Genomic DNA, 17,558 nt, shown 5'->3' with positions numbered 1-17,558 from the left:
CCGGAACAGGCATGCTCCGGCCTCGTTTTGCCTTATTTTTCGTATGCTTGTGCAGCCACTTTCAATTGTTCAAAAGCTTTCTCTGGTGTCGATTTCCCAAAGCTAAGTTGATCGCGAACAAGCGGCCAATCCTTGTCGATGTAATTCGTCCAACCTTTGACGCCTGGATTCCAAGTTTGACCGTCTTTTTCGGTTGCATGCAGGAGCGCAGATCCGATTTTGTCAACATCGCTCATGCTGGACTCCAGTGAGGCAGCAATTTCTTTGTTAACTGGCAAACCACGTACGGTTGTCAAAATTTTGGACGCTTCCGGATCGTTGACGAACCAATCCACGAATTTTTTCGCCTCTTCCGCTTTCTTGGATGTTGCGGAAACACCCAAGTACAAGGATGGTTTCAACCAGCCGCCAGCTTCAACAGTACGAGGCATTGTAACAAGGGCATATGCACCTTTTTTCAAGCTATCCCATGATCCGTAGTTGCTGGAAAAGCCCATACGGAACAAAATTTTACCGCTAACCATCAAATCCATTTTCGGATCAAACTCTTTATCCGAGGAGTTCACATCCGCAGGCGGCACAATGCCATTTTTCCGCATCTCGTCAAAATTACGCGTCCACTCTAAGAAAGTAGCCTGATCAACATTGAATTTCCCCGTATCAGATACGACCATGCCCTTGCCTTTCGCGTATTGGAATGCGGAGTAAGCGAAATAGTCACCGGCATAATCCTTTGTGAAGTATTGACCTTCTGGCAGCTTCGTTTTCGCTTCCTTCGCGAGCGCGAAGAAATCATCCCATGACCAACCATTTTGCGGAGCTTTCAAACCAAGCTTGTCCATGGCAGCTTTATCGTAGATCATCCCGTAAGCTACTGAACCTAAAGGCATAGCATATTGCTTGCCAGCAGATTGACCACCGGACAATACTTTAGCATCAATTTTGCTCACATCAACACCTGTCAGCGGAGCCAATTGATTGCGGCCTGCCCAATCCGAAATCCAGCCTGGATCAAGTTGCATAATATCCGGCGCATTATTCGCTGCCGCTTGCGTAGACAGCTTGTCCAAATATCCATCAATACCAGAATATTCAGGCTCAAAAGTAACGTTCGGATGCTTTTCCGTGTACAATTTCAATGCGGCGAGTGTTGCCTCGTGACGAACTGTCGCTCCCCACCACATAATGCGCAGTTTCACCGGTTCATTCGATGCCGCAGCTGTTGTTGCTGCCGCTGTGCTTTGCGAATCTGCATTATTATTATTTGTATTGCCGCCGTTTGCACAGGCTACTAGAGACCCGGCCAACGCGGTCGCTAACACTACTCCTAGAGAACGCTTCCATTTAATCATCGTGTGTAATCCCCCTACTTCGTCAGTGATGTTTTGCTTACATTTATAGTACCAATAGTGGATTATGCTTTATATAAGAGAGATGCACGAATTATTTTAAATTTGCCCGATAATGATCATCATTATAGGCAACCTCAGATGCTTATGCAAAGTTTAACATATTACCTTCAAGTAAATAAAAGGAATTCAAGTTCAAATGTGGAATAATAGTAGTTATCAATTAATGAAACGATTAAACCCACAATGTCTAGGAGGCTGTTTAGCATGAGATCAACGGGGATTGTAAGGAAAGTTGACGAGTTAGGACGTATCGTTTTGCCAATTGAGCTTCGACGTACGCTGCACATTGATATTGGAGACGCGATTGAGGTCTATGTGGATCCAGAGCGAATCACACTCAAAAAGTATATGCCCGCATGCGTGTTCTGCGGTAATTTCGAGAATATGACCTACTTCAAGGGTAAAATGGTTTGCAGCTCCTGCGTTGATGAAATCAACTAAAAAAAGCCTCCGTCCGCTTAGCTGACTGTTATCAGCTGCTGCGGCACAGAGGCTTTTTTTATTTACTTCACTTCTACGCCCACTTGATTCGGGCGATAGACAGCCGACAATGCGCCTTCCTGATCTGTTGCGAACATGACTGTACGTTCCGTTTCAAGCTCAAAAGCATAGCTGCGGCCTGTCCCCGGATCTTTTACTTCGATCTCTGTATCTACGCTGTACTCCGACACGAAAATATACAATGAACCTTGGGCAAAGCTTAGCTTACGCCCGTAAACACCTGGCAGTTGCCCGCCTTTCACCCACGTCATTTCCTCTGATACGCCAGCTTCCGCCAAAGCATATTCGTACAACGCTTCAATGCTTTCACCGCGTTCATTTAGTTCAACCGGCAGCGGACACCAGATGAGCTGCCCTTTGCCAAGCGCATAACGCCGGACGGCTCCATGCCCAGCACTCCACCCTGCGTACTCCCCTTCACCTTCGGAGAGAGCGATCTCTTTGTTCGCATGTGAAATTCGTGCTCCGCCGAATGAGACTGGATACTGACTGCCGTCCAAGACCATCATTTCTTCGCGTAAAATGTTGCTCAGCACTGTCTCGCCAACTACGTCCGTCAGACGCGCTACCTGCATCCAGTATTCATTTAGTCCAAGCGGTCCTGTGAATAAAAGCGTTCCACCATGCATGCGCACATGCTGAGTCAGCTTTTCCAAAGCTTCATCGCTGAAGTTGTGAGCACTAGGTACTATCATTAGCTTGGGAGGATTCTGCTCCAAAGCGTCAAGCTGGTACTCACCCATACCGCGGAAAGGCACATTCATCGAATAAGCCAAGGTACGCGTAAGCTTGCTTGTCGCATCGCCAGCCAATCTTCTGGTTGAAAAATCATTGGAATAAGGGAATATGGCCACCACTTCCTCCAGCTTGCGGTCCACAAACAAATCGCGAATGCTGCCCATAAAAGCGCCGAAATCGTAAGAAACATCCGCTTCCGGTTTCTCTGTGCCATCTGCTCGCAGCGCACCAATGTGCGATTCATTAATATTGTTCATATAGAAGTTAATATTCCAAATCCACTGCACAGCGCCTGCCCCACCTGTCGAAAAAGCATAGGCATATTTGCGTTCCAGAATATTGCGCAGCTCATGTTCCGAGCGTTTTGCACGTCCGTCAGCCGTTTCTATATACATAATGCCGGTTTCTTGAATCAAGCTCGGTTTGTCCGGCGCTTTGGAGAAAATACCGTCCCACACTAACTGATCCATTAACCACCAGGTATGAACCGTCGTATAGTCCACGGCTTCTGCATAGAAGAATGGTGATGGACGCAGTGCACCTAGTCCTTCATCCTGACCAACCGTAGCCAAATGAGCAGGATTGATGCTGCGAATGGTCGCAATTAATTCCCGCGCCCAGCGGTTATGCATATCCATCGTAAAGTACGTATAATCCAGCCATGGTCCGCCTTTTTTCTCCAGCATCTCGGTCGTCTTCATATTCATTTCGGAAACATCGGGAAGTTTTGCACTCTGAAAATCAGGCAATTCCATTGGCGTCATATTCCAGCGCTCCTGCAGCTTGCGAATATCGCCATGCCGGTTTTCCAACCAAGCCGTGAAGGCATCCTTCTCAAATTTGTCATGCGCGGATTGCGGCCCGGAAAATGGCTTATTCGGGTTAAACATCGACGGCTCATTGATCAAATCCCAATGGACATTCGTTGTTTCTTTATGACGCGACACGATTGCGGAAATAAATCGCTTCTGAGCTTCCACACTGCGTGGATCCAGGTACGGATTGACGCCCTCCCACAGCTCTGGTGTAAAAGCGAAGAAATTAAACGTGACTTCAATGTTGTGTTTTTTACAAGTCAGAATGAAGGCATCAATAGCACGCATCACTTCTTCATAGGGATGGCCATCGACGAACATGATTTGACGCCAAGCCGACCAAATCCCTGTGCGCAGCAGGTTAATCCCTGCTTTGACCATTTGCGCGATATCCTTGTCCCAAACCGATACGTTAGGCAGAAAAAGAAATTTTCGAGCTACATCACTCGTCATATATGTCATGCCAACGATCGGCAGTGGACGCCCATCTTTGATGAAATAATCGCGATCGCAGGATAGCGGTGTTCCTTCGCGGAGCAGTTCGGCATCATATCCCCAAAACCCTTGCTGGTAGATACGAGTCTCGCCTGTATTGGCAACGGCTGTACAAACGGCCGTATAATAACCGGGCTCTAGATCGACCGGCACATTCATTTTTTTATATGATAGCTCGCGAGATGCCTCCATATGAACAGAAGTCGACCACAGCGGCTCCGAAGCGCCGTCTTTCTTCACCTGAACAGTGAATGTCCACGATGCATTCTCTGAGACAGCTTTTTCGCGATTGGCAAGCGTTTGCAATTGGATGGTCAATGCCGCTCGATCACCGGGATCATAGCACGCGTAATTTGGCTTGAACCAAATTTCGGTTACACCTCGCGCCGTAAAGGCTGCCAAATCCCCCAACACTTGCGCGCCCCCTTGGGTCCAGAAGGTATCATCCGTCACCAAGTTGGCGAAAATCCAGCGTCCGCCTGCAAAATCACCCTTCGTGTTCTCGAGCAGCACGATTGGCGCGGCAACTTCGCGTCCTTCTTGAGAAATCCCCTTCAGCAGCGGCAGAAGATGGGCATCCATAGGCCCGCTCGAGCCAATCTGACCCGGATGATCATCTGCGCGAGTGACGTGAAGCGCCAGACCGACCGTTGGCTGCACCTGAAATAGCGGCTCTTTGCCAGCAAGCAACGGCAGATCCGAATGAGCCGCATAACGGGCAATCGGTGCCGGATCGACAGGAAGTACTTCATGAATCTGCAAAAGCTGATGGTAGCCAGTTTGCTCCACTTCAGCCGTCCATCCTTCGTTACTTGGATAAACCGGGACTCGAAATGGCGCACTCCCGAGATGAAGAAGGCCTTTCCCTCTGCGAACATGCGACATGACCGCTCCCCAAGCAGCTTTCGGAAAATAACGACCATGGAGATGAAGGAAATTATCAGCCGTACCTTGCTGCAGAACTTCTGCCAACTCCTCGGCTCCCACAATGCGGCCATATCTTGCTAATACTTCTAAACTCCCGCTGTCTGGCCGAGTGCCTTCATAAGGAAACGCTGCATCATAAAAAATTATACAGTCACCCATTTTAAAACCTCCCATTGTGTTGAGCATTTATGGATTTGTTATTTCTGTTAGGCTAACGAATATTTCAACACACCTAATGTAATCATTTTCTGTCTTAAGGTCAATTCATTTTTATGTATACCCTTGAAGAACATTGACATTAGTTCTTTTTTAGTCAACAATGAAGTTTGTTAGTTTTGTTATGTAAAATGATATTTCAAAGTAAGAAGGTGTAATACTTGAGTAAAAAAGTATCGATGCAGCAAATTGCAGACCGACTAGGACTGTCTAAATATACGGTTTCCCAGGCGCTTTCCGGCAAATCAGGTGTAAGCGAGGAAAACCGGCTTCGTATTCAAGAAATGGCGAAAGCCATGGGATACCTCATCCAATCAGGCCCGCAAACCTCTGGAAGTCTCAAAGATGAATCTATGAAAACTAACGAACATACGCCTTACATTCTTGTTTGGATTCAGGCTATTTATCAGCAGGATAATCCATTCTGGGGGAAAGTTCTCGCGGGGATCGGGGCAGCAAGCAAGGAGCTGGGCTTCGAGCATCTGATCATCCCTGTTCCCGCTAATCATAACGATCACCTGCAGATTCCTTCGTATGTGAATCCCGACCACTGTGCTGGCCATCTTCTGGCAGGAACTTTTCCTACGTTATCGGTCATCTCACTCCAACAAACAGGGATTCCTCTTGTATTAATTGACCATTCCGAGCCTCTCGTAGATGTGGATTGCGTTCTCAATAATAATCTGGACTCGGGTAAAATGGCTTGTCAACGCCTGCTGGCAGCCGGCTTGAAACGGCTTGTTTTCGTTGGCGATGATCAATTTGCCGTCAGCTTCAAGGAGCGCTTCTGGGGCTGCCGAATGGCCATGGAAGATTACACCAAACCAGATGAGGACTACTCTTTGAAGAAATGGAGCATCCCTTATCAGAATCGACAAGTCATTCACTACCTTGAGCGCAAAGTCATGTCTCTTTCTCCCAAGAGCATGCCCCAAGGCATTATTTGTGCTAATGACCAAATTGCACTAGAGCTTATTCCAATTCTTAAACGCCAAGGTATCGATGTTCCGAGCCAAGTTAAGGTCATCGGTATTGATAACATTGAAGCTTCGGCCTATGCGCATCCGCCTCTTAGCACAATTGAGCTTGCGAAAGAATCGCTCGGCATTCGAGCGGTAGAAACTCTCCTGTATCGACTCAAGCACCCAGGAAGACAAGCTGAGAAAATCATCCTCTCGTCACGTTTCATCGCGCGAGATTCGGGTTAAATGAAAAAAGCGTATAGCTACTGGCTTCTAGAGCCGCTATACGCCTTTTTCTGTATTAAAAGAGCCTACAATCGAGAGAGTAAGACGGATACAAGCATACCGGCAATTGCGATCCAAAATAAATAGGAACGAAGCACACGCTTTAAGCTCTTATCCTGACGGTCCATGACTGCCTTCTTCCGGGCAGAACTAGATTTCGTCTCTGCATCTAACTCATCTGTCACTTGTGAGCGCCAATTCACGAATTGAAACCCGATTCCGCTGACCACAACGGAAATCATTAATAAAATCAAAGAACCCATAAATAGTTTGTCCGAAATGGACTGCATCATTATCTAACCTTTCTGTCTTCGCCTCATTTGCTTTTCTATTATACTGCAAATACAGCCCTGAATGCACACGAAAGCCCCAATCCGCGAATAACTAACGGATTGGGGCTTTCTCATTTAAAGATTATAGCGTTTTATCGCCTGGCTTCCAGTTCGCCGGACAAAGTCCTCCGGCTTGAAGCGCTTGAAGCACACGCAGCGTTTCGTCTACCGAACGTCCAACGTTCATGTCTGTAACGACTTGGTAGCGCAGCACACCTTCAGGATCGATAATGAACAAACCACGATGAGCCGCGCCTGTTTCGTCATCCAATACGCCATAAGCGCGTGCTGTATCTTTGGAGAAATCGCTAACTAGCGGGAATTTCACTGGGCCGATACCGTTTTGATCACGCGGCGTTTGTGTCCAGGCTCTATGCGTGTACACACTATCCACAGATGCTCCTACGATTTCGCAATCCAAATCCAGGAACTCCTCATAGTTGTCGCTGAAAGCTGTAATTTCCGTTGGACATACGTATGTGAAATCGAAAGGCCAGAAGAAGAAGACAAGCCATTTTCCTCTGTAATCCTCAAGTGAAATTTTTTCTTCTAAAGTTTCCATATTTTTCGTGGACAGCAGTGAAAAATCAGGTGCTGGCAGTCCTATTTTAGCAAAAGTTTGGGAAGGTTGTACGGTTAATTGTGTCATGGTTCTCTCTCCTCTATCTATCTCTATTTTTTATTCGTTAGACAGTTACTTCAGCCAAAGCTTTTTTGAGTTTGGTCACATTGAGACCCAAAATTTTGTGCTCGCCAATCACCGTTACCGGCAACGACATCATGCCCATATCATGAAGCTCTTGACCATATTGATCATTTAAATCAATATTTCTTTCTTCATAGGCAACTTGCTGATCGGTTAAGTATTTTTTTAACTGCTGGCAATAAGGGCAATTCGTGCTTGAATAAACAATAACGTTAGACATATGATTTCATCTCCTAGGGGTTAAGATTATTTATATTGCGGGATCAATTGAGCCCGTTTATTAATAAATTTATCAACGGCCATGGCCGCAATGGCCCCGTCCGCTGCCGCAACGACCGCTTGTTTAACAGGTGTGCGTCTAACTTCTCCTGCGCCGAAAACGCCTGGAACCGATGATTGCATCGAGCTATCGAGAATCATAAAGCCCTCTTCATCCAGCGGAACTTGGCCCTGCAGGAAGTCTGTCCCAGGCTTGCTGCCTGATAGGAAGACGAAAACGCCGTCCACCTCAAGAACTTGCTCCGTACCTACACCTGTGCGAATGCGCAGCCCCTCTACCTTATTGGTGCCAAGCACTTCAAGCGGTTTGGCTTTATAGAGGATGTCTGTTCCCGGGATCTCCGGGGTATGATGAACGCCTTGCAGCTCGGGGCGAGGTACCACGAAGTGGATTTTTTCCGCAAACTTGCTGAGTGCATGAGCCTCTTCCAGCGCTTCTTCCGAATCACCGATGACAGCGACCGTTTTCCCTTCAAAAAAAGCTCCGTCACACGTTGCACAAGTACTCACGCCACGCCCGAGCAAATTCTCTTCACCAGGAAGCATTCGGTTGCGCCCTTTGGACCCCGTTGCAATGATAATCGATTTGCCTTCATACATACCGTCCGCCGTAAAAACGACTTTCGTCTCATCTTCCACATCTACAGCCGTAATTGTCGTTTGAATAAATTCAGCGCCGAAGCCTTTTGCTTGCTCGCGCATCGTATCCAGCAGATCCTTGCCAGACAATTCCCCGGTCACACCTGGGTAATTTGCAATTTTGTGCGTGATGGCCAAAGCTCCCGTGTTCGGTGCCTTGTCAATCACCAGCGTCTTCAAGTTTCCTCTAGCTGTATATATGGCAGCTGAAGCTCCTGCCGGTCCTGCTCCAATAATTATGACATCATACATCGCCGCTGCACCCCTTTTATCCGCTCAACTGCTTGTCCACTGATAATCGATATCAGATAATAATTATTATAAATAAAATTAAATGAAAGTCAATACTTTTTGATAATTATTATAAATAAGAAATCGTCATTCATAACAACATCTTTAATAAAAAAAGAACAAGTCACCTAAACAGCACATGACTTGTTCTTACCAATAACATTTTCCATAATATTAAAATGTCTATTAAGGCCGATAATATCTATACCATTATCATTCAACAAATTGCATCAAGAGGCGGTTAAAATAATCGCGTTCGTCCAGGAATGGAACATGGCCGCTGTATTGGAACGGAACGAGGACTGAATTGCGAATGAGTTTATTGGTTTCCTGAGCATTGGCAAACGGAACGACTTTATCATGGACGCCGTGAATAATTAAAGTAGGCACGTGTATTTGTCCAAGATCGCTCCTAACGTTCTCGTCTCTTAATGTAACCATAACCGCTGCAGTCGACCAACCTGCTCCTTGCAATCCAATTTGAAAGAACCATTCGGCAAAGGGATCAGTAATATGTTTGAAAAAAAATGAATCGGGCAATCCGGCAAGCATTTTGGGGCGGTCGGTTAACGTTCCTGAAATGAACATATTAGCATCTTGTTGCGGTACAGAGCTGGGGGACTGGGCGTCAATAAGAACAAGTTTGGATACACCATAACTTTGATGTCTCGCCATGTATCGAATTGCTAACGCGCCGCCTGCGGAATGCCCCGCAAGCGTTATGTCTTTCAATTTCAACGTTTCGATAATGACACGAATGTCATCCGCCAATCTATCCAAACTGTATCCAACGAATGGCTTATCCGAATTACCGAATCCTCGCCAGTCCATGCCGATACACCGAATGTTCATGGACGGGAGAATATTAAATTGATATTCGTATTGTTTATGGCTTAAAGGCCAGCCGTGAATAAACAAGATCGTCTTTTTCCCCATTGGATTTAAATCCTGCACAAATACCCGTACTCCAGGTTCTACTGTGATAAAGTATTCCAAGTTGTCTCCTCCTTAGATGAAAGTAGGGCACCTTAGAAGTATATTTGAACATTCATATCTATATACCTGTTCTCCCACCTTACCAAAGCATCAAGCTCTTGATGAGTGAGATGAGGCTCTGATAATTTTATCAAAACTTAATATTACAAAGGCTGTCCTATCAAGAGATACATCTCATGATAAGACAGCCTTATATTCACGATCAGTTTATAAGTATTGAAACTTTAAGTAATTGGTACAACACCTTGGCGGCCGCTTCTCGCGTCGTTGCCTCAACAGGATGAAAGGCGTAGGTGCCTTGGTCTGCGACTCCATCCATCAGACCGGCGTCAGTGACAGCTTGAATGTCTCCTTTCGCATAAGCGCCGAATGTCTCAGCATCTATATAGACGATGTCGCTTCTTGTTAAAGGTTTCGCATCAAGAAATTTTAGCGCGCGATTCAGCATGACAGCCAGGTCTTGGCGGCTGATATTCGCGTTCGGCATAAAGCTTCCGTCATAACCTGTCACTAAGCCTACCGCATGGGCGGAGGCAACCTCGTCGGCGAACCAATCACTCTTGCTCACGTCCTTGAACGGAGCTTCCTTGTCTGTCGATGGCAGACCGAGCGCTCTAACCAACATCGATGTGAATTGAGCTCGAGTGACGCTGCTCATCGGGGCGAACGTGTCGGTTGTTACGCCATTCATCATGAATTTGTCGGCGAGCTTCTGGATATACTCCTTCGCCCATGAATCTTCGATATCCGTAAACGCGATGTCTCGTTCGGCTGCCGCAAGTGTCGAGAAGCCAGGCCGCGTAATGGATATGATTGTCCCGCCGTCTTTACCTGCCTTAAAGATTGCAGGCGCCGGATGGACTACGCCGCCTACCTCATACAAAGCACCAGCTGTCGTTGCATTGACGTCTCCACCGACCAGGAAGGCGCGTGCCACCCTTTCACTTGTGGAAAGTGGAATCGGAGTTTCGCGGTTGCCCATGACGACGTTCGCTTCGAAGGCGATCGGCGTGCCGACAACCTCAGCTTCCGGATATGAGGCTTCAAAGCGCTTGGCGCTCGCCCCTTCCTCCCTAATGCGAATTATGAGACCCGCTCCCTCCGGAACACCGCTTAGCGTTGAAGTCTGGAGAGCGATGGACGCGTCGTTCCAGGAGAACACAACCGAACTGCCCACAGGCACAGCTTCCAAGCTTTGCACTTGAGCAGACGTAAATCTCAACTCTGCCCTATTGGTTTCTGTCGCAGATACGCCAGTGATGATTGCGATCGGTCCTGTCAAGCCTTCGAGCGCTTTGCTAAGGTCATCATCGTTAACGGTTGCAGTTAGAACTCCGTCGGCTTTGCTTGCCTTCGCGTCCAGCCAAGTCGACGTTTGCGATTCCTTTACGACCGACGCCGTTACCTGAGCGTTGAATTTACTTGGCGCCGGAGTTGGGATATACGTAGTCCCAGAACTTCCCGGGGGATGATCCTCGCCATCCGGATCACTAACCGGTGGTTTCTCGCCTCCCGGCTGCTCGCCGTTACCTTTATAATCGTTGTCTACATTGATCGTTATATTGGAGGTAAGAATTTGTGTCGGACTTCCGAAGACGACAGACGCTGTAATTGCTATTAAGACATATTGACCATCAGGCAAAGTGGAAAGTTTAAAGATGCCGGATTCACCATTTTCCTGTTCGCTCATTAGGCTGTAGCTGCCATTGAAGTCTTCAATGACGTAGTCGCCTTTCTGAAGATATGTTGGAAGGCCATTCTTCACGCTATTAAAATCCGCAATCCGCCCATAATATTCGCCATCGTTTCCGTAGATATCGAGCAAGAGTTTATTAAATCCCTCTCCCCTATGATTCAAGGTAATATCGATCGGTGCATGAGGCGAAACGATCCGATTTGAGACGCTAATGCTAACTGCATTCTCGTTCTGGATCGACTGCTTCCCGACATGAAACACGAATGGCAGGTGCAAGGCAGGGACTCCTGCGCTTTCCAAGATTACGCCCCCTTCGTAAACCCCTTGCTTGGCGTCCGGATTCACTTCGACGGACAATGTGAAGGTTCGAATTTCTCCTGCGTTGACAGAAACCTTGCCATCTGCGTCAATACCAGTTAGCTTGACAGAGACGCCGTCCCAATTCGGATTCGAAGTCGTACCAGGCTTATTTGTAAACACATCATGCAATCCTACCCTGGCCGTATACGTCACAGGCTTATCGGTAACGCTTTTAAGTTGAAGAGGACTTGATGCAGTGGCACGGACAGTCGGATCAATGATTCCAAACGAGACACTACTAGCTTCGCTCGGTAGAATGATAGGTTTCATTTCCTTATCATATATTTTAATTTCATTAAGCGCCTTCAATAAAGCAGAGGTGTGAAGTGCGTTCGATATATCTGGGCGTCCCGCACCTTGCGAGTAGGTGTCATATAGGGTGCCGTCCTCGTCAGACAACAGATCGGACGTATTTGCCAAAGCCGCCCGAACATCTGAGGGCATCCAATTCGGAAATTTGTCCTTCAACAGCAAGGCAAGGCCGGAGATATGCGGCGCAGCCATACTAGTTCCACTTTCGCGGTCGTAAGCGTCAGCGTAATCGGCATCTGGATTAATAATCCCGTAAGCGGGAATAGACGACCGAATACGATGTCCGGGCGCAACAACATCCGGCTTGATCCCGAATCTGCCGTCGTTGTTCGGCCCGCGCGAGCTGAATTCCGTTATCGCATCTCCTGTCAGCGAGACTTTCTCAAAGGACTTGGCGAAGGTTAGCGTTACTGGTACATCAGGTTGCTTCATCATCGCTCGAACCAATGCTCTGCCTTCTTTGCCCGCTATATCGAAGGTGGGAATGGAATCGGAGTACTCGCCCTGGAAACCCATGTACCCGATAAAGCCGTCTCTGCCCGGAATCGAATCCGACAAATTAACGATTCTATCTCCAAAAAAATCCGTTCTATCATTGGTAGTGCCGTTGAATATGACGATCGCCTTGGCTCCATGTTCTTTAGCGTTCATAATTTGTTGGCCGAATGGAAGATTTTGGCCGACATGTGTCCTCGTCACTATGACGATTTTGCCCTCAACGTCTTTCCCTTCATAATCCACATACATGCCGCCCCCATCATCGCCAAAGCCGAGATAGACGGCTTCGATTGGATCCGTTCCGAGGATCTTGGTGAAATCCGTGTTTCCGGGCTCCCACGCCATCGCGCGAAGGGTATAATCTTGGCCCGACAAGGAGCTTGTAGCAACAGTCTCGTAGGTGTTGATCCGGCTGGTTGCTGCACCAACCGTGATGCCTAATTCTGCCGTCGAAGGGGCGCCAAGAGAATAATAGTACGGCGCGTCCATGGCGGCATTACCCGCCGCAAGGACTGGAATTACGCCGGCTAGCGCAGCATTGTTGACGGCTATCGCCTCTGCAGTGTAAGGATCTCTCGACCCGTCGTCACCAAGCGATAGGTTAATCACGTCCATGCCGTCTTTTACGGCGTGCTCGATGCCGTCAACGATCATGGCAGAGGTGCCATAGCCTTGTGGACCGCCCAACACTTTATAAACGTATAAGTCCGATTCGTATGCGACGCCTTTTTGCAGAAAGCTACCTTTGTCATTCGTGGCGCGTCCCGCGATCGTGCCGGACACATGTGTACCATGCATCGTGCCGCCTGATTCAGGGAGATCTTCATAGGGATCGTCATCGTTATAATAGGAATCGTATCCACCTTTAAAAGCGTCTTTTAGATCGGGGTGTAAATAATCGATTCCCGTATCAATAACGCCGATCTTCAGCCCTTTGCCGGTATAGCCTTCCGCCCAAGCGGATTCGACGCCTAACTGTTGCAAAGGAACCATATCGATCCGGGGGTCGCCTTTCTCCACATCGGATGTTTGAATCGGCTTCGACGTGTAGGTCAGGTTCGGATAAATCGCCTTCACGCCAGAGAGCTTCGCCAGTTTGGAGATACGACTGCCCGGCAACGTAACAGCCATTCCGTTCAGCACTTGGTTATACTGAAATTCTACGTCCAGCGACAATCCGTCGGTTTTAGCGGCTTTCAGGAATACGGCTTGCTCATTCTGAACCGCTTTCGTAGTAGCTTCAGCGGCCAACGCGGTATATCCCTTGCTCGCAGCGAATTTCCCGACTGCAGCAGGCTGTCCACTCAATTGGATGATGACGCTGACAGGTTCTGTAGAGGATGTGTCAATGTCAGGTGAAATAAATATGTTTGCCGGGTCCTCGGAGAATTGAGTTAGACTTCTCTTCCAATCGTAGTTGAATTCTTGAAACGAATTCAAATCAGGATCCGCCGCAGAGCCGACCACAGGAAGTGGACCATTTAGGGAAGAGTTAGCTGCCACGGGATTGGCTGAATGAAAAAGACTGCTCGCCAACATTGCTGAGGCGATGATTATGGATGACATCTTGCGGAAGCGCTTATAGGTGTTCTTCAAGTCCGGTTTCCCCATTCCCTAGAGATTGTCGTTTTTGCATTGAATCATCAGTCAATTTCGAATGCATCGATCGAGATGGCAGTACCAGTGGAGTCGATATGCTTCTCGCTTTTGTTCACGACACGGATCGTATGTTTCCCTTCGGAAAGCGGTTCCGATTGGAAGATAACGGCCTCATATTGCCGAGTTTTCCGGTAGAAGTCCACCGATTCAACAAATTGTCCGTCGATATAGATATCCGCGATGCCACTGTTGCCGCCAACCCGCGCGAGGAGGCGGACTTTCGTTCCGACGAATGTTATTTCGCTGTAGCTGTCTTTCGCATAGGAAGTTTGGATGGAATGACCCGAGTATAATGAACTAAAGCTCCTTGCCCACGTGCCGTCGAAGAACACCTGAGAGATATCGGAATCTTGAATGAGATGTTTGACGACGAAAGCGTCGACGTTCACGAATGCGGGAGCGTTCTTCCGAGCCTTCGGATCGGTCTTGCCCGTCCATTCGATCTTGATCGTATGCTTGTCGTACAAGACATCTTTCTTGAAGAGAACTTGCTGTTTCAATTCAGTTTCGCTGTACAAGGATACAGGGGTAGCGAGTTTGCCATCGAGATAGACGTTGGCGATCCCTTGTTCGACGTTCTTGGTCCCGACCCACTCCACATAGCTGCCTTCAAAGGTGAATTCGACATAACCCTGAGCATCAAGACGCTTCGAACTTCCACCCGACAATTTCGAATCTATTACAGATCCCCATTCTCCAACGAGAGTCACAGCGTTTGAATTCTCTTCGTAGGTGCCAGACGTATTCCCGTGCTGTAGACGCAGCTTGTAGCTGCCCGATCCTGCGAACGCATAGACATTCAAATAATAAGTGCCTGTTTTCTTAACCAAATAAGAAAGTTCTTCGTTAGATGTTCCTGGATGTTCGGACGCGGCGACAATACCGGCTTTGCCGTTGACGCTAGTGGTGGAGGGATCAAAGAGGTATAAATCAAAGTCTGTCCCTTCCTCCCCGGTCAACGTTGCCTGAATTGTTTCACCCGCATTCAGTTCTATCGCATACACGCGGTCTGGATCGACTGCTTCATCGAGGCGTTCGCTCACTTCTGGAACCTGAAGCGGAGTTCCTGGAATATCCTTGTCAGACAACGCGCGATAAGCATCAAGCATCTTGCCAGAGATGTTTTTATTAAGCAGGGAACTGACTTTCTTCCCGCTATTCATTAATCGTTGAATAACCATCTTTGCATCGTACTTAGGGTTTGCGCCGAGCACTAAGGCTGCAACTCCGGCAGCGTGCGCGATTGCCGCAGAGCTAAAAAAGGAGTGATTATCATAGTCCGGTTTGTTGAGCAACAGGTTGGTCCGGGCGAATGAATCCCTTGCTGCGATCACGTCGCCATTATAGATTTCCGGCATTGGAGTTGATTGACCGTCATAAATGGTTCCTAACCCGCCAAGCAATTCGTAAAATCCGACAAACGATCCAGATAGGTAGTCCAAGTGAAGCATGTCAGTAACGAAAGAGGACGTTTCGTTCCCGAAGAGCGCATTCCTGCCAGTTAGGAGAAGCCTGCCGCCTGCATTCAGGTAGTCCGTTAAGTTCGCCTTGTCGAACTCGGTCAGCATTGAGAGATCATTAGGTTCTGGACTTATTTGAGGATCAGCATCGCCGGTAAACCACACTACAATATCGTACGGTTTCATGGACGAGAGAGAGGGGCCGCTCTCGTTCTTAGGAACACTAACGATTTGGATGTTATTAGCCTCATAACCAGCAGACAGTAGAAAACTCATGTACTGTTCCAGATGACTCTGCTCCCATTCTTTGCCGCCTACCGAATTGTCGTCCTGGACGAGCAATACGGACGGTTTATCGAAGCCCTCGGCTAAGTAATCAAGCGCAATGCGGGCTGAATCCATTTGAAAAGGAGGACTAAAATTTTCGAAGCCTATCCCGTTAAAAATCGCCTTGTACACACCAGTATCGATTTGCGCGGCATATGCAGGGTTATCTGAAGGCACGGTAGTTATCACCTGGAAAGCTGCAGGTGCAGCGATATTTACGCTTTTTTTGCCGTAACTAGTAATTACGGAGCCACTTCGAAGCATGCCCATGACCGTAAGCAGATTAGGTAGGTTGTAGGATGCCGGATAGACTGGATATATGTCCATGTCATTACCTTGATTGTCGGATGGCGCGACGAATAATATATTGGATGCTTTAAGAGTGTCCAGGATCAAATCACTGTGTTCATAATAAAAGAAATCCAGGACAACAATGTCGGCACCCATCCGCTCGGCGTAAGCTATACCTTCGGCGATTTGGTTGGCGTATCCACTTTTAGTCGTCCAAGAAAGCGACTTGACCGGTAATATTTTCACATTCGGGGCGATCCCAGCGATACCGATAGCGTTGTTCATGGAAGCGGCTATGGTTCCTGCAACCGCCGTTCCGTTATTGGGTGGATCTATCAAGTCGTTAGTGTTGTTGTCATCGTTAAAGAAGTCCCAACCGTGGACGTCGTCGACAAAGCCGTTACCATCGTCGTCGATGCCGTTGCCTGCGATCTCCTTGGGATTCGCCCAGATGTTTTCCACTAAATCCGGATGATTAATATCAACACCGTCGCTGATCACCGCCACGACTAATTCTTTGCTGTCTTTTTTCATAATCGACCAGGCCTCAGGCGCGTTGATGTCAATATCCTCTAAACCTTCTGGATCTTCATTGCTACTGCCCGTATTGTGCAGCCCCCACTGTTCTGGAAACAACGGGTCGTTCGGAATGAAGTTCTCCAACTTAGCCCCCTGCGAGGTGAGGTATGGCGAAACGAATGGAGAGCTGTAATAAACATCAAATGTGACGGGGTGTGACGAAGCAAATGGAGGGCTAGAATAGACATCCGTTGTGACAGGATGTGGCGAATAGAACGGAGGACTGAAATAGACATTCGTTGTGACACCTTCGCCAGATGTCGCCGGATCGGATGTGAAGACCAGGCCGTTCGGCTCCGCGTACAGAACGCTTGGATCGGACTTAAGCCTTAAGAGGATGGAGTCGATATCCGTACCTTCTGGTAGTTTAATCAGCTCGGCACCAAGTGCCGGCAGTGTATGTACCGATGCTAAATCATAAGTTGCAGCGAGAGAAATCGGTTTCATTCCATCTTTGTATTTCACGACAATGCTGTCGGCTTTAGACATCTTACGAGGGCTGATAGGGACCGGTTTTGTTTCCACGGGAAGTACTTCCGGGACTTCTATAATCGGCTCAGCTAGATTCCCGTTGTGCGCCCACTTCGTCTTGCGAAGTTTTTCGGGAGTATCGGTTCCCTGTGCAAGGACAAGCCCTTGGTTCGGAACAACAGCACCAGAAACTAAAATAAAAGATAACAACAACGTAGTGAACAGCTTGCTCTTCGAGTGGCTCTTCAAGTGTGCTTCTCCTCCTACCAGATTAATAGATTCTGAACTGGATTGCATTTGAAAATGGGTAC

General features: G+C 47.8%; 11 protein-coding genes. 2 read left to right on the top strand and 9 right to left on the bottom strand.

Annotated elements, in window-relative coordinates; translation table 11 throughout:
• Nucleotides 1–32: 32 nt before the first annotated feature.
• Nucleotides 33–1,352 carry an ABC transporter substrate-binding protein gene (locus AC58VC_RS13020; protein WP_497369194.1) on the bottom strand — a complete coding sequence of 440 codons (1,320 nt, stop codon included), beginning with the start codon at nt 1,350–1,352 and terminating at the stop codon, nt 33–35.
• A 264-nt stretch (nt 1,353–1,616) separates the two neighbouring features.
• Between AC58VC_RS13020 and AC58VC_RS13015 the strand changes: the two genes are divergently transcribed.
• Nucleotides 1,617–1,853: an AbrB/MazE/SpoVT family DNA-binding domain-containing protein gene (locus AC58VC_RS13015; protein ID WP_145659828.1), complete on the top strand. Its 237-nt coding sequence runs from the start codon at nt 1,617–1,619 to the stop codon at nt 1,851–1,853.
• 62 nt (nt 1,854–1,915) lie between these two features.
• On the opposite strand, the gene AC58VC_RS13010 is transcribed toward AC58VC_RS13015, so the two are convergent.
• Nucleotides 1,916–5,047: a beta-galactosidase gene (locus AC58VC_RS13010; protein WP_497369193.1), complete on the bottom strand. Its 3,132-nt coding sequence runs from the start codon at nt 5,045–5,047 to the stop codon at nt 1,916–1,918.
• 218 nt (nt 5,048–5,265) lie between these two features.
• On the opposite strand from AC58VC_RS13010, the gene AC58VC_RS13005 reads away from it, so the two are divergent.
• Nucleotides 5,266–6,312: a LacI family DNA-binding transcriptional regulator gene (locus AC58VC_RS13005; RefSeq protein WP_497369192.1), complete on the top strand. Its 1,047-nt coding sequence runs from the start codon at nt 5,266–5,268 to the stop codon at nt 6,310–6,312.
• A gap of 65 nt (nt 6,313–6,377) precedes the next feature.
• On the opposite strand, the gene AC58VC_RS13000 is transcribed toward AC58VC_RS13005, so the two are convergent.
• The 7 genes from AC58VC_RS13000 to AC58VC_RS12970 form a co-directional block, all read right to left on the bottom strand.
• Nucleotides 6,378–6,641 carry a hypothetical protein gene (locus AC58VC_RS13000; RefSeq protein ID WP_497369191.1) on the bottom strand — a complete coding sequence of 88 codons (264 nt, stop codon included), beginning with the start codon at nt 6,639–6,641 and terminating at the stop codon, nt 6,378–6,380.
• Nucleotides 6,642–6,765: 124 nt separating this feature from the next.
• The gene (locus AC58VC_RS12995; RefSeq protein WP_497369190.1) at nt 6,766–7,332 is read right to left on the bottom strand and encodes a peroxiredoxin; all 567 of its coding nucleotides are present in this window, start codon (nt 7,330–7,332) and stop codon (nt 6,766–6,768) included.
• Nucleotides 7,333–7,369: 37 nt separating this feature from the next.
• Nucleotides 7,370–7,609 carry a glutaredoxin family protein gene (locus tag AC58VC_RS12990; protein ID WP_127457915.1) on the bottom strand — a complete coding sequence of 80 codons (240 nt, stop codon included), beginning with the start codon at nt 7,607–7,609 and terminating at the stop codon, nt 7,370–7,372.
• Nucleotides 7,610–7,635: 26 nt separating this feature from the next.
• Nucleotides 7,636–8,559, bottom strand: a complete 924-nt coding sequence (locus tag AC58VC_RS12985) for an NAD(P)/FAD-dependent oxidoreductase (RefSeq protein ID WP_497369189.1) — start codon at nt 8,557–8,559, stop codon at nt 7,636–7,638.
• A 252-nt stretch (nt 8,560–8,811) separates the two neighbouring features.
• Nucleotides 8,812–9,594 carry an alpha/beta fold hydrolase gene (locus AC58VC_RS12980; protein WP_497369188.1) on the bottom strand — a complete coding sequence of 261 codons (783 nt, stop codon included), beginning with the start codon at nt 9,592–9,594 and terminating at the stop codon, nt 8,812–8,814.
• 202 nt (nt 9,595–9,796) lie between these two features.
• Nucleotides 9,797–14,026, bottom strand: coding sequence for a S8 family serine peptidase (locus tag AC58VC_RS12975; protein ID WP_497369187.1), 4,230 nt, complete (start codon nt 14,024–14,026; stop codon nt 9,797–9,799).
• Nucleotides 14,027–14,103: 77 nt separating this feature from the next.
• Nucleotides 14,104–17,496, bottom strand: coding sequence for a S8 family serine peptidase (locus tag AC58VC_RS12970; protein ID WP_497369186.1), 3,393 nt, complete (start codon nt 17,494–17,496; stop codon nt 14,104–14,106).
• Nucleotides 17,497–17,558 lie beyond the last annotated feature (62 nt).

It is taken from the genome of Paenibacillus sp. J22R67 (genome assembly GCF_059692175.1).
The sequence above is the reverse complement of the archived record's forward strand: the minus strand, read 5'-3'. Positions and strand labels throughout refer to the sequence as shown.